The 16,918-nt window shown below is 56.1% G+C and carries 17 protein-coding genes and 1 other RNA gene; 13 read left to right on the top strand and 5 right to left on the bottom strand.

The window, feature by feature from the left end; all coding sequences use genetic code 11:
* Positions 1–172 precede the first annotated feature (172 nt).
* From RAC65_RS17125 to RAC65_RS17085, 9 genes are all read left to right on the top strand, one after another.
* Positions 173–517 carry a glycine dehydrogenase gene (locus RAC65_RS17125; RefSeq protein WP_044241509.1) on the top strand — a complete coding sequence of 115 codons (345 nt, stop codon included), beginning with the start codon at positions 173–175 and terminating at the stop codon, positions 515–517.
* A gap of 28 nt (positions 518–545) precedes the next feature.
* Positions 546–902 carry an SFCGS family glycine-rich protein gene (locus RAC65_RS17120; RefSeq protein ID WP_006118330.1) on the top strand — a complete coding sequence of 119 codons (357 nt, stop codon included), beginning with the start codon at positions 546–548 and terminating at the stop codon, positions 900–902.
* Positions 903–905: 3 nt separating this feature from the next.
* Complete coding sequence (locus tag RAC65_RS17115) at positions 906–1,202, top strand: DUF4312 family protein (protein WP_033740005.1); 297 nt, start codon at positions 906–908, stop codon at positions 1,200–1,202.
* Between the two features lie 33 nt (positions 1,203–1,235).
* Positions 1,236–2,012, top strand: coding sequence for a DUF4311 domain-containing protein (locus RAC65_RS17110; RefSeq protein ID WP_006118328.1), 777 nt, complete (start codon positions 1,236–1,238; stop codon positions 2,010–2,012).
* A 13-nt stretch (positions 2,013–2,025) separates the two neighbouring features.
* Positions 2,026–2,670 (top strand): DUF4310 family protein, encoded by a 645-nt coding sequence (locus tag RAC65_RS17105; RefSeq protein WP_033740004.1) that lies wholly within the window; start codon positions 2,026–2,028, stop codon positions 2,668–2,670.
* A 53-nt stretch (positions 2,671–2,723) separates the two neighbouring features.
* Positions 2,724–3,857, top strand: a complete 1,134-nt coding sequence (locus tag RAC65_RS17100) for an amidohydrolase/deacetylase family metallohydrolase (RefSeq protein WP_058702674.1) — start codon at positions 2,724–2,726, stop codon at positions 3,855–3,857.
* The gene (locus RAC65_RS17095) at positions 3,841–4,956 is read left to right on the top strand and encodes a DgaE family pyridoxal phosphate-dependent ammonia lyase (protein ID WP_375096934.1); all 1,116 of its coding nucleotides are present in this window, start codon (positions 3,841–3,843) and stop codon (positions 4,954–4,956) included. The genes RAC65_RS17100 and RAC65_RS17095 overlap by 17 nt, the downstream gene beginning before the upstream one ends.
* Complete coding sequence (locus RAC65_RS17090; RefSeq protein WP_033740000.1) at positions 4,956–5,696, top strand: KDGP aldolase family protein; 741 nt, start codon at positions 4,956–4,958, stop codon at positions 5,694–5,696. Before RAC65_RS17095 ends, RAC65_RS17090 begins: the two co-directional genes overlap by 1 nt.
* A gap of 118 nt (positions 5,697–5,814) precedes the next feature.
* Positions 5,815–7,728: a transcription antiterminator gene (locus RAC65_RS17085; protein ID WP_058702673.1), complete on the top strand. Its 1,914-nt coding sequence runs from the start codon at positions 5,815–5,817 to the stop codon at positions 7,726–7,728.
* A 38-nt stretch (positions 7,729–7,766) separates the two neighbouring features.
* On the opposite strand, the gene RAC65_RS17080 is transcribed toward RAC65_RS17085, so the two are convergent.
* Positions 7,767–8,666: a LysR family transcriptional regulator gene (locus RAC65_RS17080; protein WP_033739998.1), complete on the bottom strand. Its 900-nt coding sequence runs from the start codon at positions 8,664–8,666 to the stop codon at positions 7,767–7,769.
* Positions 8,667–8,795: 129 nt separating this feature from the next.
* Here RAC65_RS17080 and RAC65_RS17075 point away from each other — a divergent pair, with 129 nt between their 5' ends.
* Positions 8,796–9,500 (top strand): pirin family protein, encoded by a 705-nt coding sequence (locus RAC65_RS17075; RefSeq protein ID WP_058702672.1) that lies wholly within the window; start codon positions 8,796–8,798, stop codon positions 9,498–9,500.
* Positions 9,501–9,703: 203 nt separating this feature from the next.
* On the opposite strand, the gene dolP is transcribed toward RAC65_RS17075, so the two are convergent.
* Genes dolP through RAC65_RS17055 form a run of 4 tightly spaced genes read right to left on the bottom strand, consistent with a single transcriptional unit; the run spans position 9,704 to position 13,285 of the window.
* Entirely contained in the window at positions 9,704–10,276 is a 573-nt protein-coding gene (dolP, locus tag RAC65_RS17070; RefSeq protein ID WP_006118323.1) for a division/outer membrane stress-associated lipid-binding lipoprotein, read from the bottom strand.
* A 14-nt stretch (positions 10,277–10,290) separates the two neighbouring features.
* Positions 10,291–10,878 carry a DnaA initiator-associating protein DiaA gene (gene diaA, locus RAC65_RS17065; RefSeq protein ID WP_006118322.1) on the bottom strand — a complete coding sequence of 196 codons (588 nt, stop codon included), beginning with the start codon at positions 10,876–10,878 and terminating at the stop codon, positions 10,291–10,293.
* Between the two features lie 14 nt (positions 10,879–10,892).
* Positions 10,893–11,288: a YraN family protein gene (locus tag RAC65_RS17060; protein ID WP_006118321.1), complete on the bottom strand. Its 396-nt coding sequence runs from the start codon at positions 11,286–11,288 to the stop codon at positions 10,893–10,895.
* Positions 11,246–13,285 carry a penicillin-binding protein activator gene (locus RAC65_RS17055; protein WP_058702671.1) on the bottom strand — a complete coding sequence of 680 codons (2,040 nt, stop codon included), beginning with the start codon at positions 13,283–13,285 and terminating at the stop codon, positions 11,246–11,248. The genes RAC65_RS17060 and RAC65_RS17055 overlap by 43 nt, the downstream gene beginning before the upstream one ends.
* Positions 13,286–13,347: 62 nt before the next feature.
* Here RAC65_RS17055 and rsmI point away from each other — a divergent pair, with 62 nt between their 5' ends.
* The 3 genes from rsmI to RAC65_RS17040 all read left to right on the top strand — a co-directional run bounded on the left by rsmI (position 13,348) and on the right by RAC65_RS17040 (position 16,695).
* Positions 13,348–14,208 carry a 16S rRNA (cytidine(1402)-2'-O)-methyltransferase gene (gene rsmI / locus RAC65_RS17050; protein WP_006118319.1) on the top strand — a complete coding sequence of 287 codons (861 nt, stop codon included), beginning with the start codon at positions 13,348–13,350 and terminating at the stop codon, positions 14,206–14,208.
* Between the two features lie 54 nt (positions 14,209–14,262).
* Positions 14,263–14,638: RNase P RNA component class A (rnpB, locus tag RAC65_RS17045), an RNA gene on the top strand.
* A gap of 446 nt (positions 14,639–15,084) precedes the next feature.
* Positions 15,085–16,695, top strand: a complete 1,611-nt coding sequence (locus RAC65_RS17040) for a glucan biosynthesis protein (RefSeq protein WP_283785780.1) — start codon at positions 15,085–15,087, stop codon at positions 16,693–16,695.
* Positions 16,696–16,918: the final 223 nt, after the last annotated feature.

Below are 16,918 nucleotides of genomic sequence, written 5' to 3'. Positions count from 1 at the left end.
GTTGTTTTACATAACCCGACTCTCCATTCTCCCCCTGTTCACTCCCCACTTTGCGGCACCGATCACGCTCAGGTGCAGGATTTCCACTTCGAAACGGAAAAAGTCGTTCTCCACAGCCGCGCGGACTCTGTTTAGTTTGTGATCACGCTGAATGCGTAACGGGATGCAGACGATGAGCACGTGTAATGGAGCGGTAGCGATGAACGCGTCACAAGACGAGCAGCAAACGATTCAGGCCCTGGCGGATCGCGTAATGACCCAGATCGGCGCGCTGTTTGCCGAGCGGTCCATTAAGCCGAATGCGGTACAGCTGCAAATGCTGGCTTCGCATGTCCGCGCAATGGCATTGCGATCGGTAACCGGTGAAGGGCTGCCGGAGGTGGAGGCGGATCTGTTCGATGAGATCTCGCCAGCGTCAATGGCACTGGCGCAGCAGGTCGTGGATCTGTTTGGCAATTTACCGCCGGAAGAAGCCTGGCTGCTCTCCGTCCACTTTGAAGTGGCTAAGAACGACTGATTTTCACCACCATGAGAGGTACAGACATATGGTAACCGTAGTAATAGGCGATCGATTAGGTAAAGGACAGAAAGTGGCGGCCGGCGTTGAGAAAGCGGGCGGGCGTGCTGTTGTCGTGCCCGGCGTGGCAGCTGACATGAAGTTGGGCGATGTGATGAAGGCTGAGAATGCCGACTTTGGCATTTCTTTTTGTGGCAGCGGCGGTGCGGGGGCGATTACGGCACAAAACAAGTATGGCTACAAAGCCAAACACGGCATGCGCTCAGTGGATGAAGGTGTGACAGCCATCAACGAAGGCGCCACCGTGCTGGGCTTCGGGTTTATGGATAAAGAAGAGCTGGGTGAACGTCTGGTTCAGGCCTGGCACAAAAAACACGGTGGATAAGGAATGAAAGAGACCTTTACAACCTCGGTAGCCGTAAGCGGCAAAGGCGATACCAAAGCGAAAGCGTTCTCTGATGCGCTCAGCCGGGTGCAGCACGAAGTCCTGCGCAACGCCAACAAGATTTTGCTGCGCATCGAACCCCAGGACGTAAAGGTGGTGCGCGCGCAGGAGCGCGTCAGAACCGAAAAATTTCTTTTCTTTTTCCTGGCACGCGAGCGCAGGCACTTCAGTGTCGATCTGGAGGTCACCATCAACGTGACCTGTCTGGACGGCGATAAAGTTGCGTTCACCCGCGTGTAAGTCAGCCTCAAACAACATAAATAAGGAAAGAGGATGTTTCTCATCATTTTGCTCAAGTCGTTAATCATCGGCGGCCTTGTGGGCGTCGGTGTGGGTGCTGGCGCTGCCCGCATGTTCCACGCGCCGACGACACAAGGTATGGGCGCGTTTCGCACACTGGGTGAACTCAACTCCTGTGAAGGCGATCCCGCTTCTCACTTCTCTTTTGGGTTGGGTTTCTTTTTCAATGCCTGGGCTTCCTCCGTTGCGGCGGGTGCATTCACCCAGGATGTGGATCACCGCATCATCCCCAACTGGGGCGCGGCGGCCATCATGGTCAAAAACCGCAACGTCGCGCAAACGCTGCACGATCCAAAAAAGATGGCTATCGCCTGCGGCATCATCGGCATGGTGGTGGTCGCGTTTTTGAATTCAACGGCCTCTGCCGTTCCGGCGGCCCTGCAGGTTACGGCGGTCAAAGTACTGGTCCCTGCGGCGAATCTGCTGGTGAACACGGTCATGCCCGTGATCTTCTGGCTGGCCGCAATCGATGCCGGTAAGAAATCGGGCTTCTGGGCCACCATTTTTGGCGGTCTGGCGCAGCTGATTATGGGCAATGCAGTACCGGGCCTGGTGCTGGGTATTTTGATTGGTAAAGGGGTTGAAGAGAGCGGCTGGCACAAAGTGACCAAAGTCATGATGACCGCCATCGTTGCCCTGTTTGTCCTCAGCGCCTTCTTCCGCGGTTTCGATATGAAGATGCTGCAATCCTTCCAGCTCGGCATTCCCGGCTGGCTCGACAGTATTCATAACAGCCTGAGCGGCAAATAACGGAGCGTCTGCAATGGAAGAATCAAACAAAGGTTTCTGGTATGCCGACTGGTCATTCCCGATTTTTGTCGGTTTGCTCTCCTCCGGCGTGTTTGCCGGGACACATATGTACTACCTGTACGGCATTGGAGCGTTTAACGAAGTCGCTTTCGTGTCCATGCTCCGGGCCGGAATCGATACCGGCGTCTATGGGGCGGTGGCTGCCTTCGGAGCCAGCTTCCTGTTCGCCCGCATCATTGAAGGATCGCTGGTCGGGATTCTGGACATCGGTGGTGCGATCCAGACCGGTGTCGGTCTGGGCGTGCCGGCGTTGCTGCTCGGGGCGGGTTTTGTTTTCCCCGTCGCTAACTTTGCGGCTTCGCTGGTCACCGGCCTGATTCTCGGTGTGGCAATCGGTTACGTCATTATCCTGGCACGTAAGTTCACCATCAATCAGAGCAACAGCACGTACGGTGCGGACGTCATGATGGGGGCGGGCAATGCATCAGGCCGTTTCCTGGGACCCTTGATCATTCTGGCCGCGATGAGTGCCTCAATTCCTATCGGCCTCGGATCCTTGCTGGGCGCGCTGGTGTTCTATCTGTGGAATAAACCGATCACGGGCGGTGCGATCCTGGGTGCCATGATCCTGGGCGCGATCTTTCCTGTGGCGATCTGACCCTGTTATCCCCCGATCGGTTCAGGCCGATCGGGGCAGTTAAGGAGGTTCCTGTGTACGATCTGATTCTGCGGCGTGCGCGTTTGCCGGATGAAACCCTGATCGATATTGCGATACGTGACGGCAAGATTGCCGCCACAGGTGAAATCAGCGGCCACGCAACCGTCGAGAAAACGCTGGCAGAAGGCTGTTATCTCAGTGCGGGCTGGATTGATTCGCATGTGCACTGCTATGAAAAATCCCCTGTCTACCACGATCATCCCGATCGGGTTGGCGTGGAAAGCGGCGTCACCTGCGTGGTGGATGCAGGCAGCACTGGCGCGAATGACATTGACGATTTCTGGCAGCGCACCCGAGCGGTGAGCACGCAGGTTTACGCGCTGCTGAATATCGCGCGCACTGGCATCATTACCCAAAATGAACTGGCGGACATGACGCAGATTGATCGCCAGGCCATTGCCGACGCGGTAAAACGTCACCCCGATTTTATTGTGGGGCTTAAAGCCCGTATGAGCAGCAGTGTAGTGGGCGAAAACGGCATTAAGCCGCTGGTCCTCGCGAAAGCTATTCAGCAGGAAAACGGCCATCTGCCGCTGATGGTGCATATCGGTAACAACCCACCCAACCTTGATGAGATCGCGGAACTGCTGACCTCGGGTGACATCATCACTCACTGCTATAACGGCAAACCCAATCGCATCCTGACACCCGACGGCGAACTGCGTGCCGCCGTCAAACATGCGCTGGCACGCGACGTACGGCTTGATGTCGGCCACGGCAGCGCCAGCTTTAGTTTCGAGGTCGCGCGTGCGGCCATCGCACGGGGCATTTTGCCTGACACCATCAGTTCGGATATTTACTGCCGTAACCGCCTCAATGGACCGGTTTATACCCTGGCCCATGTGATGTCGAAGTTTTTCAATGTCGGCATGACCCTGCCACAGATTATCGCCTGTGTGACTCACCAGGCAGCCAGCGGCCTGCGTTTACGCCACAAAGGCCGTATTGAGCCCGGCTACGATGCCGACTTTACGCTGTTTACCGTCGCGCAAGAGCCGGTGTCCTTTGTAGATGCGGAAGGGCTGGCGGAACAGGGCGATCGTCACCTGATTCCCCTTGCCGCCATTGTCGCCGGCGAGTGCTGGATTACTGAACAAGGAAAAAAATACCATGTCTTCTCTGTATGAAAAATATGGCCTGAAGCAGGTCATCAACGCCTCCGGTCGTATGACCATACTGGGCGTTTCAACGCCATCGGATGAGGTGATCGATACGGTTAAGTACGGTCTGGCGCACTACTTTGAAGTAAAGGATCTGGTCGATAAAACCGGCGCGTATATTGCTAACCTGCTGAAAGTGGAAAATGCGCTGGTGGTCTCCTGCGCCTCGGCAGGGATAGCCCAGGGCGTGGCCGCCGTCATTGTGAAAGATGATGACTGGCTGCTGGATAATTTACACAGTGCACCGCTGACCGTGCCGCGCGACATCGTGGTGCCAAAAGGGCATAACGTGAACTACGGTGCGCCGGTGGGCAGCATGATCGCGCTGGGTGGGGGCCGGACGGTTGAAGCGGGTTACAGTAATGAATGCTCGGCTCAGCAGCTTTCCGCCGCGGTGACCGATCAGACGGCCGCCATTCTCTACGTGAAGTCACATCACTGCGTACAAAAGAGCCACCTGAGCGTTGCACAGGCCGCAGAAGTCGCACGTAAGCATGGTGTGCCACTGATTGTGGATGCCGCCGCCGAAGAGGACTTGCAGTGTTACTACCAGGCCGGTGCCGATCTGGTGATCTACAGCGGCGCCAAAGCGATTGAAGGCCCAACCAGCGGCCTGGTTATCGGTAAGCACCAGCTTGTTGAGTGGGTAAAGCGCCAGAGCAACGGCATTGGCCGCACCATGAAAGTGGGCAAAGAGGGGATTCTGGGGCTGACGCAGGCCATTGAGTCCTATCTGACTCAGCCGAAAGTGACCGGCGCACAGATGGTAGAAAAAATGACGCCCTTTATTAACAACCTCAATGGGTTGGACGGCGTAACTGCGCGCGTCGTCTGGGATGCGGCCGGACGCGATATTGCACGCGCCGAAATACACTTTGATGAAGCCAAAATTGCGCGTCAAACCGGCGATCTGGTTCAGGCATTGAAAAACGGTGATATCGCCATTTACTTCCGTGGCTACAAAGCGAATGAAGGCATTATCGAAGCCGACGTGCGTAGCGTCAGCGCTGAGCAACTGCATATCATTTTTACCCGTATTCAGGCGCTGATAACCGGAGAACACTAATGACGCTTACCCCTGATTTTTATCAAGACCGGCTGTGCCTCAACGTGCTGGCCGGCTCAAAAGAAAATGCGCGCGCTATCTGGCAGGCGGCAGAAGGGCACGTTCTGGTCGGTGTGCTATCGAAGAATTACGCCAGTCATGACGCCGCAATCGCGGATATGCGCGACTATGCTGCGCTGATCAATAATGCGCTCTCGATTGGCCTGGGCGCGGGCGATCCCCGGCAGTCACGCATGGTCAGCGAGCTGGCCGCTGAGCTACAGCCTCAGCATGTTAACCAGGTCTTTACCGGCGTTGGCACCAGCCGGGCGCTGCTTGGCCAGTCGCAAACGGTGGTGAACGGCTTGATCTCGCCGACGGGGACGCCAGGAAAAGTAAAAATTTCGACCGGTCCGCTCAGCTCACAGCGCAACGACGGCATCGTGCCCATCGACACCGCCATCGCCATGCTGATCGATATGGGCGGCAGCTCGGTAAAATATTTCCCCATGGGCGGTCTGGACAGGGTGGAAGAATACCGCGCCGTGGCGGAGGCCTGTGCACAGCAGGATTTTTGGCTGGAGCCGACAGGCGGGATCGATCTGGCAAATTTTAGCGAGATCGTAAAAATTGCGCTGGATGCGGGCGTCAGCAAAGTGATCCCGCATATTTACAGTTCGATCATTGATCAGGCCAGCGGTGAAACCCGCGTGGATGACGTCAAACAGCTTCTGGCAATGAGCAAGTCCTTGCTGGCCTGACGTAGGTTGTGCGCTGGCGCAGAAAACTGTGGCCGGCGCGCCCTTTCCTGGACGTACAGCCGCGTTTCCTGCACTCTGTGAGTGTTGCTCTTTTCTCCATTCAGTCAGGTAAACCGCCGTGAGATTTCCTAATCAGCGCCTTGCGCAACTGTTTGACGCTTTGAAAAACGAAACCTTGCCTCAGGACGAGCTGGCCCGGCGCTTTGCCGTGTCAACGCGTACCGTACGCACGGATATCACCGCCCTGAATGCCTTACTGGAAAAGCACGGCGCGCAGTTTGTGTTGAATCGCGGGGCCGGTTATCAGCTTAAAATTGCCGACGCGCAGCGTTTTACTATTCTCCAGCAGCAAACGCGTGCCCCTCTCCGGGTGCCGCGTACCTCTCAGGAGCGGATCCGCTATCTGCTGGTGCGCTTCCTGACCGCCGCCTATTCGCTGAAACTGGAGGCGCTGGCAGAAGAATGGTTTGTCAGCCGCGCGACCTTGCAGAATGACATGGCCGACGTACGTGAATGGCTCGGACGCTACCAACTCAGCATTGAAAGCAAACCGCACCACGGCATGAAACTGTTTGGCAGCGAGGTGGCGATCCGCACCTGCTTAACCGATCTGTTGATCGAGATCGATCAGTCGCAGCCAGACAGCCCGCTGATCACGCCGGAATCCCTGGAAGGTGGCCTGCTGGAAAGTCTGGAACCGTGCCTGCAACGCTGTTTTGCCCAGCACCATATCCGTCTCAGTGACGAAGGTGAACGCTATTTACAGTTTTACTGTGCGGTGGCGGTCCGGCGCATCAGCGAAGGTTATCCGGTTAACGATCCCGCGGACACGGAACAGATGGACGATGCGATACGCGACGCGGCACAAACCCTGATTCATTCGCTGCTGCCGCTTATCGGCAAGCCCGTTTCGCCGGCGGAGGAGAGCTGGCTACAGGTTAATATCGCTGCCCGGCGCATTCAGGACAGCGCACCCAGCACGATCAATGCGGATGACGCGGATGCGCTGGTCGACTATCTGCTCAGCTTTATTAACACACACTACTATTACGATCTGCAGAACGATCCTCAGTTGCGTGCCGATCTGCTCACCCATATTAAAACCATGATCACGCGGGTGCGTTATCAGATCCATATTCCCAATCCCCTGTTAAGTAATATCAAGCAGCACTATCCGATGGCCTATGACGTAACGCTGGCGGCGGTTTCCAGTTGGGGCAAATATTCGCCTTACGTCATCAGTGAGAATGAAATTGGCTTCCTGGTGCTGCATATTGGCGTCGGGCTGGAGCGCCATTACAACGTGGGCTATCAACGTCGCCCTCAGGTGCTGCTGGTGTGCGACAGCGGGAATTCCACGCTGCGCATGATTGAAGCGATGCTGCTGCGAAACTATCCCCAGTTGCAGGTAACCCAGTGCCTGTCTCAGCGCGAATACGAAGCACGTCAGCGTATCGAAGAAGACTTTGTCATCTCTACCGCGCGGGTCAGCGAAAAAGAAAAACCGGTGGTGGTGGTGGCGCCGTTCCCGACCGAATTCCAGCTGGAGCAGATTGGTAAGCTGGTGCTGGTGGATCGTACCCGCCCCTATATGTTGGAGAAATTTTTTGATGCCCGGCATTTTCGGATTGTTGATGCGCCCATGAGCCAGTCGGATCTGTTCCGGTTATTGTGCGATCAGCTTGAGGATGAAGGGGTGGTGGATGAGGCTTTCTTTGCATCCGTGGAGGAACGCGAAGCCATTGTCAGTACTATGCTGGGCGAGGGCATTGCGCTACCGCACTCGCTGGGGCTCATGGCCCGGGAAACGGTCGTCTACACCGTGCTGGCTCCACAGGGTATTCCGTGGGGCGACGATACGGCTTACGTAATTTTTCTGCTGGCAATCAGTAAAAGCGAGTATGAAGAAGCCATGGCAATTTATGACCTTTTCGTCACGTTTATGCGTGAGCGGGCGATGACGCGCCTGCGCGACAGCACTGACTTCAGCAGTTTTAAAACCGTGGCGCTGGACTGCCTGAGTCGGCTGTAAGTGGGGGCAAGGTGGGCTGGATAGCGTCCAGCCCGTTATCAGTGTTTCTTTGCTAACAGGCGGGGGATTTCGCGCAGGCACCAGGCTTTCGCTTCGCCCATACTGTCACGACGCCAGGCCATGATGATGTCCACCTCGCGAGAATATTCCGGGCTGACGACCCGTAACCGCCCCTCCGCGATATCCTGCTCTACCATGTTATAGGGCATGGTCGCCACGCCTAAACCGGCCAGAAGCGCACGCCGCTTATCGTCCATTGTACTGACGGTCAGGCGTTGCTGTTTATCCAGCAGCTGTACGGTCAACACCGGCCTTTCGCGTGCGGTATCGGCCACGGCAATCCCCCGATATTTTACCCGGGTGACCTCTGAAAGCGGCTCGGGTTCGTTATGAATAGGATGGTCAGGGCTGGCGACATAAACGCTGACGATGCTGTAGAGTTTGCGGGTATTGATCTCAGTTGAGGCGCGAAAGTGCATATCCGGTGCGATAACGATATCTGCCCGCCCCTGTTCCAGCCTTTCCCAGGCACCTGCCAGCACTTCTGTCATAATGGATATCTGGGTGTTAGCCTTGTCAGCCAGCTTTGTAACCAGCGGGAACAGCGCATCGGTAGGGACAAGGGCTTCGGTCACTATGGTCAACTGCGTTTCCCAACCGCGCGCCAGCGCTTCGGCATCGGTCGTGAGTTTGTCAGCGGCTTCCAGCAACACCCGACCGCGCTCAAGCAGCATGCGTCCGACATTCGTAAACTTTGTGCGATGGCCAGAGCGGTCAAACAGCACCACATCCAGCTCCTCTTCCAGTTTCTGCATGGTGTAACTGAGTGCCGAAGGCACGCGCCCTAACTCATCGGCGGCGGCGGCAAAACTGCCCCGGCGATCGATAGCATCCATCACACGTAAAGCTTCAAGGGTTAACGCACGGTCTTTTGCCATCCTGGTTCTCTGTCAGGAAATTTGAATATGCCCGGCAGATTAACTGGCTAACAATCCGGCGTCCAGACTTTTACCATAAGGGAATCATACCCGTCGTCGATTCTTGCCGACGGATGCAGGAGGTAAACAATGATAACCACACGCAGTGCATCCGATTGTGGTCAGGCTGATTATGGCTGGCTACAGGCACGCTATAGCTTCTCTTTTGGCCACTATTTCGATCCCAAATTAATGGGTTATGCCGCTTTACGTGTTTTGAACCAGGAAGTGCTGGCCCCCGGCGCGGCGTTTCAGCCACGCACTTATCCTCAGGTGGATGTGCTGAATATTGTCCTGCAGGGTGAAGCGGAGTACCGCGACAGCGAAGGCAATCACATTACCGTCGGTGAAAGTGAGGCACTGCTGCTCTCTGCCCAGCCTGGCGTGAGCTACAGTGAACTGAATCCAAGTAAAGAGCGCTCACTGACCCGCATGCAGCTCTGGCTGGCGGCCTGCCCGGAACGGGAAAACCCGCGTATGCAGAAAATCAGCCTGACCGCAGGAACGTGCTCGCAACTGGTGGCTTCGCCGGATGGCCGCGACAACAGCTTGCAACTGCGTCAGCAGGTCTGGATCCACCAGCTTGAGCTGGCGGCTGGCGAGCAGCATCTGGTGCCGCTGCATGGCGCGCGCGCCTATCTGCAGTCGATCCATGGTTCGCTTGAAGCCTCTGCAGGTGCATCGCATCAGGAAACGCTCGGCTGTGGTGATGGCGCGTTTTTGCAGGAAGAACAGCAACTGTGGCTGGCTGCCATCACACCGACGCGGGCGCTGGTAATCGATATCCCTGTCTGACGCGCTTCTGCTGGCGTGGCGTTGTGGCGGTATCACAATAGTGGATATCCGCGCAGAGACGGATAGCCGACAGCAAAGGGCGAAGTGGTGTGCGTCAGCATGGTCATGGGATCAGACGCCATAAACGAGAAAAGCCGTCCCTGAAAGGGGACGGCTTTTTTATTCACGCGATTCAGGCAGGCAAGACCACCCTGAACTCCGCGTTATTTCACCATGGTAAAGGCCGTGGTGACGTGTTTCACCCCGCTTACCCGGCTGGCAATATCCGCAGCGGCTTTCGCTTCTTCCGGCGTGACCAGACCCAACAGGAACACCTCACCGTTTTCAGTGGTCACCTTCACGCTTGATGATTTCACCTGATCGCTGCCCAGCAGCTGCGAGCGGATCTTCGTGGTGATCCAGGTGTCAGCGGAGGACGTACCCAGACTGACTTTCGGCCCAATCCGAATCTCGTTATAGACTTCGGTGGCACCGTCAACGCCCATGGCGATCTGTTTCGCGCGGTTAGCGACTTCCTGATTCGGTGCCTGGCCGGTCAACAGAACCTTGCCCTGGTAGGCGGTGGCAATGACGCGGGCATCGGTTTTGATTTGCTGATCTTTAGCCAGCGCATTGCTGACGCGTAACTCCAGCGTGCCATCATCAACCTGCGTGCCCACAGAGCGGGGATCGGTGGCGGTTTTGGTCGCGACAGCGGCACTACCGGCCACCACCGCGACGCAGCCTTGCAGCAGCATGGCGGTTAAAACAATGGCTACAGCGTTCAATGCTTTCATGGGTGCTCCTTCCGTCATTCCTGGTGGGGAAACAAGGTGTTATCAATCAGATCGCACAAACAGTTGAGTGTTAACATATGCATCTCCTGAATGCGAGCACTGCGATGTGAAGGAATACGAATTTCCACATCCTGCGGTCCCAGCAATCCGGCTAATTCTCCCCCATCATAACCGGTAAGCGCAACGATCGTCATATCGCGCGTAACGGCGGCCTCGACAGCCTTGACGATGTCACGCGTATTGCCGCGGGTCGAGATGGCGAGCAGCACATCACCGTTTTGCCCGAGCGCGCGCACCTGCTTGGCATAAATCTCATCATGCAGGCGGTCATTACTGATCGCAGTCAGCATGACGTTATCCGCACTTAAAGCCAGCGCAGGCAGGCTGGGGCGTTCGGTTTCAAAACGATTGATCATGCTGGCGGCAAAATGCTGTGCGTTGGCGGATGATGCGCCGTTACCGCAACTCAGTATCTTGTTACCGTTGAGAAGGGACTGCACCATGGTCATTGCTGCACGTGAGATGGCATCAGGTAATGCCTCAGCCGCAGCGATTTGAGTTTGGATACTTTCAGTAAAACACGCTTTAATTCTTTCCTGCACACGACCACCTGGTTCTAAACGTCTGCATTAAAGGCATTGGGCAACCATTCGAGCGCCGGGCCTGTAATGGCGATGATGTCGAAACGGCAATTCACTGTTTCAAAACTGCCGCCGCGTTGCGCCAGCCAGAGAGAGGCAGCACGCAGCAGCTTGTGTTGTTTCTGTCGGGTAATGCTGGCCAGACTGCCGCCGAATCGTGCGTTACGGCGGTAACGCACTTCGACAAACACCCAGCATTGGTTGTCTCGCATTATCAGGTCAAGTTCACCTGCGCGATAGTACACATTGCTGGCGACCCATGTTAACCCCGCCCGCTCAAGATAGCGGCGGGCGCGTTGTTCATATTCGGCACCTGTACGGCGGCGGTTTAGCTGGCCGGTACGATATTGCCCTGACGATACTGGTTCCATGTCAACTTCCTGTTGATCACGCAATCAGGCGTCGCGCTGAGCTTGCCGGTATTGCCATCAAGAGAGAAGCCAGGCACCTGACGCATCTGATTGAAGTGGTTAGCCAGCGTCCAGGCATCCATCCCCATGGCATACAGGCGCACCAGTGAATAATCGTTGTTAAACGACCGGGCGGCCTGCTGCATCAGGCCTGGATTGGCGCCGGACAGCAGAGGGATATCGCTGTACTGCAGGCCTTCCATTTCCAGACGGAAATCCGGGCCTGCGCCAGCCTGAGCACTACGGGAACTGGCGTAGAGCGCGACGTTACTGCGGCTGCCGGTGCGCATGCTGATCATCGGTTTAATCAGCTGCAGTTCATCCTGCGTCGACACGATATAGGCCGCATCTACCGCACCCGATTCGCTGGCTGCCGGTGCGCTGGTTTGAGGGGCCGGTATAGTCAGCCCTGCAACGGACACGTTCTGCGGTTGGGACGCAGAAGGGATAACCACCGGCGTCCCGCTCATGCTGATTCCTGCACCGCTGTTGATGCCCTGCTTAAGCTCTGAAACCGAACCGAAACGCTGCTGGAGCACGGTGCCACCGCCCAGTGACTGCCACTCTTTCGCAAAGGCCGTTGCGACGCGATCGCCCAGGCCATTACGCGGGAGCAACAGCAGCGGCTGGCGCTTACCCTGATCCCAGATATGGTGAGCCGCATCGCGCGCTTCATCTTCTGGCGACAGCGCAAAGTAGCACATATTGGGATGGTTCTGGATGTGTTCCGGCTCATTCAGGGCCAGAACGTTCAACGGTGTCTGGCTGTTGGCGACGGTTTCGACGTTGTTTTTCAACAGCGGGCCGACGACCAGTGTCGCGCCATCCTGTTGCGCCTGCTGCATCACCTGGGCGATGGGCTGGCTGCTGGTGTCATAGACTTTAACCTGCGCATTACTGGCCGGTTGCGCCGATGGCTGTTGCTGCTGTTGAGGCTGCTGGGCGGTCGTGGCAGGTTGCTGCGCCGTGCCCGTCTGCGTTGTTGCCGTAGGCGCGGCTGAGGGGCTGACAACCGCGTTGGCATCAGCAGGCTGCTGCTGATTCATCGCGATGGGATCCTGTGCGCTGCCCGGCGTTGCCTGAGGTGCCGCCGGGATAACACCGTTCTTCGCGTCGTTGAAGCCTTTCTGGATGGCGCTGGCAAACATCTGAGCCTGACCGTTGAGTGGCAGCAGCAGCGCGATGGTGCTGGTGGACGCTTTGGTGAAGTTCTGCACCTGGCTCAGCTGCGTCGGCAAGGTTTTGGACGCGGGATTGTCAGGATAGCGCGTCTGCCAGTCTTTAATGGCCGACTTAAGCATGTTGGCATCCTGCGCATTGGCGTGCCAGGCGGTCAGCAGATCCAGCCAGCCCTGCAGAATGTTTTCATCGGCATTGATAACCAGCGCGTTCATGTCTTGCTGTGACAGTTGCGTCAGTGCCTGCCAGGTTGCATCAATGTTCTTCTGACGTGCGTCACCCTTCAGCAACGGTTCCTGGGCAATGTAGGCACGGAGCAGGGCCAGAGAGGTTTTCCCCTGTGCGCTGGCGATCTGCAAATCGTAGTAGCGCGCCAGTTGATCCTGAGACAGTTCACTGGTTTTCACCTGGCTCAACAGTTGCTGCGTGTCAGCCACTTTTTGCTGTCCAATCAGCGACTGGGCTTTCAGCAAGCGTAATTCCTGCTGCTGTATTGAGGACAGTTGATTAGGCAGTTCGCCAATCGCCTGGTCGGCCTGAGGATATTTTCCCTCTTTTAACAAGGCGCGGATTGCGAGTAATTGCCAGTCGGTCTTGCTATCATCGCTGCTTTGCTGCACCTGTTGCAGATAGTAAGCAGAATTATTGGTGGCTGGCCCCTGAATGTCTACGGACTGGCTTTTGGGACCCTGGCCACTACACGCGGCTAAAATCAGACCAGCAAGAAGGACAGGCACAAAGCGTCCTGCTTTATGACGAACGATTTTTGAAGGAAGCATACTGTATCCAGTGATGTTTTTTTCAAGATGCTCAATATTAAATCGGCAATTCGGATGAAACAATGAAACAACTCGATCGGGCAGACATTTCCGCCAGCACGCTTTACATCGTGCCAACCCCAATAGGTAATTTGGCTGACATTACCCAGCGGGCGCTAGCGGTACTTTCCAGCGTCGATCTGGTCGCAGCGGAAGATACACGTCATACCGGACTGTTGCTACAACATTTCGCCATCAATGCGCGACTCTTCGCACTTCATGACCACAACGAACAGCAGAAAGCAGACATCCTGCTCGCCAGGCTGCAACAGGGAGAAAGCATAGCTCTGGTTTCTGATGCTGGCACGCCGTTGATCAACGATCCCGGTTACCACCTGGTTCGCCGCTGCCGGGAGGCCGGTATTCGCATCGTTCCTTTACCGGGTGCCTGTGCAGCGATTACAGCATTAAGCGCAGCGGGATTGCCGTCTGATCGTTTCTGTTACGAAGGGTTTCTGCCAGCCAAAACCAAGGCACGCTGTGATGCGCTGCGGGCCCTTGCCGACGAGCCACGCACCTTAATTTTTTATGAGTCGACTCACCGTCTGTTAGACAGCCTGCAGGACATGGTGACCGAGCTGGGTGCCGATCGTTATGTCGTGCTGGCGCGTGAGCTGACTAAAACCTGGGAAAATCTCAATGGTGCGCCCGTGGCGGAACTGCTGGCCTGGGTCAAAGAGGATGAAAATCGCCGCAAAGGTGAGATGGTGCTGATTGTGGAAGGCCACCAGCCTGATGAAGAGGCTTTGCCAGCGGAGGCCTTGCGCACACTGGCCCTGTTACAGCAGGAATTGCCTCTAAAGAAAGCGGCCGCCCTGACAGCGGAGATTCATGGGGTGAAAAAGAACGCCCTCTATAAATATGCGCTGGATCAGCAGGCGTAAGCCGCCTGTTTTGCCTGCGTGACAGCGCCGGCTAAACGCTCTATAATGCGCGCCGAAGCTGACCAGACAGTCGCCGCTTTGTCGTCGTCCCTCTCTGAGGGAGACGGGCAAAGGGGAGGAAAGTCCGGGCTCCATAGGGCAGGGTGCCAGGTAACGCCTGGGGGGGAAACCCACGACCAGTGCAACAGAGAGCAAACCGCCGATGGCCCAGTAATGGGATCAGGTAAGGGTGAAAGGGTGCGGTAAGAGCGCACCGCGCGGCTGGTAACAGTCCGTGGCACGGTAAACTCCACCCGGAGCAAGGCCAAATAGGGGTTCACATGGTACGGCCCGTACTGAACCCGGGTAGGCTGCTTGAGCCAGTAAGCGATTACTGGCCTAGATGAATGACTGTCCACGACAGAACCCGGCTTATCGGTCAGTTTCGACTTATTTATGCAAACCCCGCGCAAGCGGGGTTTTTGCTTTATGGCGCAGCTATGCAGGCTTTGCTGTCTCCATCAGGCACAGGGGAAAGACGCGCACGACGTTGCCACGGGAGCCACTGTTAGGCGCGAGTCATACAGGATGGTTTCACGATGCCGTGGTAAAAAAATGCGGCAGGGCGGTTCTGTGCGGGCGTCCGGGCTATACCCTTTGATCGGGGAAATAAGCGGCCGGTTGCCAGAGGGTGTGTTTCTCAGGCAAATCCCATGCAATTTCTCGCCAATGCCCTATACGCTCATCCGATGTGTTACATGATGGCTTGCCAACTGTTTGGGAGGCAACGGTTTCTCTCGTCTATAGTTGAAGGCAGCTCGCCAGACGTCACTGATTTTACGTTTTGCCCCATTGGGCACGCATTCATTGAATGAAGATTAAAAAAACAGGTGGATCATGGTTACAAGAAGGGATTTATTAACGTATTCCGGGGCGTTTGCTGCCTTATCTGCTTTAGGCATTTCTCCCGGCGCGATGGCAGCAGGTGTGCTCAAACTGGGTAACAGCGAAACATTTAATTTTCAGACATTGATTGCCCGGGCTAAAGCGCTGGCAGCCAAACCTTACGAAAAACCCACCGAATTCGATCCGTCATTGTTGTCCAACATCACCTATGACGCCTACATGAAGACCGTGTACAAACCGGAATATGCCCTGTTCAAAAATGCCGGGCGGTTTCCTGTCACCTTTTTCATGGTTAACGGCCTGCACCGCATGCCGGTGAAAATGCACGTAGTGGAAAATAACGCCGCGCGCGAAATCATTCAAAATATTGATTACTTCACCACGACGGATAAAAGCGTCAGGTTGCCGGCGCTGGAAGGAAACGTATTTTCAGGTTTCAGAGTGCTGGCAAGCCAGGACACGTTAAAAACCAATCCCCAAAATGACTGGATTTCCTTTATGGGGGCGTCCTATTTCCGCGCTATTGGTGAATTAGGGCAGTTTGGTTTGTCCGCTCGCGGTATTGCCCTGAATACCGTTCAGCCCGGTGTGGATGAAGAGTTTCCTGATTTCACGGATTTCTGGTTCGAAGCGCCGAAAGATGACAGCAAAAACCTCACGGTCTATGCCCTGCTCAACGGGCCGAGCATAACGGGTGCCTACAAGTTTATCCTGCATCGTGGCAAAGGCGTGGTGCAGGACGTGGAATGCACGCTTTTCCTGCGTAAGGATATTCAGCGTTTCGGCATCGCGCCTCTGACGTCCATGTACTGGTTCTCAAAAACGGTCAAGGGGGCTGCGACAGACTGGCGTCCCGAAGTGCATGACTCCGATGGTCTGGCAATGTGGACCGGCAGCGGTGAACATCTCTGGCGACCGCTGAACAATCCGTTGCGTGTGGTCACCTCAAGCTTCCACGACGAGAATCCGCGAGGCTTTGGATTACTGCAGAAAGACAGGAATTTTGACAGCTACCTGGATGCTGCGCACTACGAGCGTCGCCCGGACCTGTGGGTCGAACCGCTAGGGAAATGGGGCAAAGGATCGGTACAACTGGTGGAAATACCGACCGATGACGAAATTTACGACAATATCGTCGCCATGTGGGTGCCGGATGCGCCAGCCAAAGCGGGGGATGAACATCATTTCCATTACCGGCTGCACTGGCTGTCCGATGAACCTTATCCCTCAACGTTGGCGCGCTGTGGTGCGACCCGACTGGGACGTGGCGGCGTGCCGGGATCTGACCGTCCGCATGACAGTCGTAAATTCACCGTTGAATTCCACGGTGGCAACCTGAATCACCTGCCGTCAGGCGTTGCGCCGGAAGCCGTGCTGTCGGCCTCGCGCGGGACGTTTGAGAACGTGCTGGTCTCTAAGCTGCCTGATGACTCCGGCAACTGGCTGGCGCAGTTTGATTTGGTGGCGGGGGACGGTGACCCGGTGGAGCTGAAGCTTTATCTGAAAGCGCAGGAAAACGTGGTATCTGAAACCTGGTGTTATCAGTACCATCCGTTTAACTCCCCCGCGAAGCCCTGGCCGGTCGCCTGCGACAAGAAGTAATGTCCTCATCACGCCCACTCACCCAGTGGGCGTTTTTTTCGCGCACTCATCCCCTGTTTTTATCCCTGCTGGCAAGAAAATGCCCAGTATTGCCGGGTAGGGCGCCATCGGTCTGGCGATGCCTGACGAACTTTTCGGTGTCGGTTTCGCCATGGGCGGAGGGCCGGTAGGGTGGCTGCCCTGAGATCAAGGAATCCAGCGTTTACCGTCAACGGTGCGCAAT

It is taken from the genome of Pantoea sp. BS_8, assembly GCF_041954965.1.
In the GTDB taxonomy this organism is placed as follows: domain Bacteria; phylum Pseudomonadota; class Gammaproteobacteria; order Enterobacterales; family Enterobacteriaceae; genus Pantoea; species Pantoea stewartii.
The sequence above is the reverse complement of the archived record's forward strand: the minus strand, read 5'-3'. Positions and strand labels throughout refer to the sequence as shown.

Bases quoted from the DNA above. Each gene is read 5' to 3' on its own strand.
- RAC65_RS17125 (WP_044241509.1), top strand. From the start codon at position 173: ATGAGCACGTGTAATGGAGCGGTAGCGATGAACGCGTCACAAGACGAG.
- RAC65_RS17120 (WP_006118330.1), top strand. From the start codon at position 546: ATGGTAACCGTAGTAATAGGCGATCGATTAGGTAAAGGACAGAAAGTG.
- RAC65_RS17115 (WP_033740005.1), top strand. From the start codon at position 906: ATGAAAGAGACCTTTACAACCTCGGTAGCCGTAAGCGGCAAAGGCGAT.
- RAC65_RS17110 (WP_006118328.1), top strand. From the start codon at position 1,236: ATGTTTCTCATCATTTTGCTCAAGTCGTTAATCATCGGCGGCCTTGTG.
- RAC65_RS17105 (WP_033740004.1), top strand. From the start codon at position 2,026: ATGGAAGAATCAAACAAAGGTTTCTGGTATGCCGACTGGTCATTCCCG.
- RAC65_RS17095 (WP_375096934.1), top strand. From the start codon at position 3,841: ATGTCTTCTCTGTATGAAAAATATGGCCTGAAGCAGGTCATCAACGCC.
- RAC65_RS17090 (WP_033740000.1), top strand. From the start codon at position 4,956: ATGACGCTTACCCCTGATTTTTATCAAGACCGGCTGTGCCTCAACGTG.
- RAC65_RS17080 (WP_033739998.1), bottom strand. From the start codon at position 8,666: ATGGCAAAAGACCGTGCGTTAACCCTTGAAGCTTTACGTGTGATGGAT.
- RAC65_RS17075 (WP_058702672.1), top strand. From the start codon at position 8,796: ATGATAACCACACGCAGTGCATCCGATTGTGGTCAGGCTGATTATGGC.
- dolP (WP_006118323.1), bottom strand. From the start codon at position 10,276: ATGAAAGCATTGAACGCTGTAGCCATTGTTTTAACCGCCATGCTGCTG.
- RAC65_RS17060 (WP_006118321.1), bottom strand. From the start codon at position 11,288: ATGGAACCAGTATCGTCAGGGCAATATCGTACCGGCCAGCTAAACCGC.
- RAC65_RS17055 (WP_058702671.1), bottom strand. From the start codon at position 13,285: ATGCTTCCTTCAAAAATCGTTCGTCATAAAGCAGGACGCTTTGTGCCT.
- rsmI (WP_006118319.1), top strand. From the start codon at position 13,348: ATGAAACAACTCGATCGGGCAGACATTTCCGCCAGCACGCTTTACATC.
- RAC65_RS17040 (WP_283785780.1), top strand. From the start codon at position 15,085: ATGGTTACAAGAAGGGATTTATTAACGTATTCCGGGGCGTTTGCTGCC.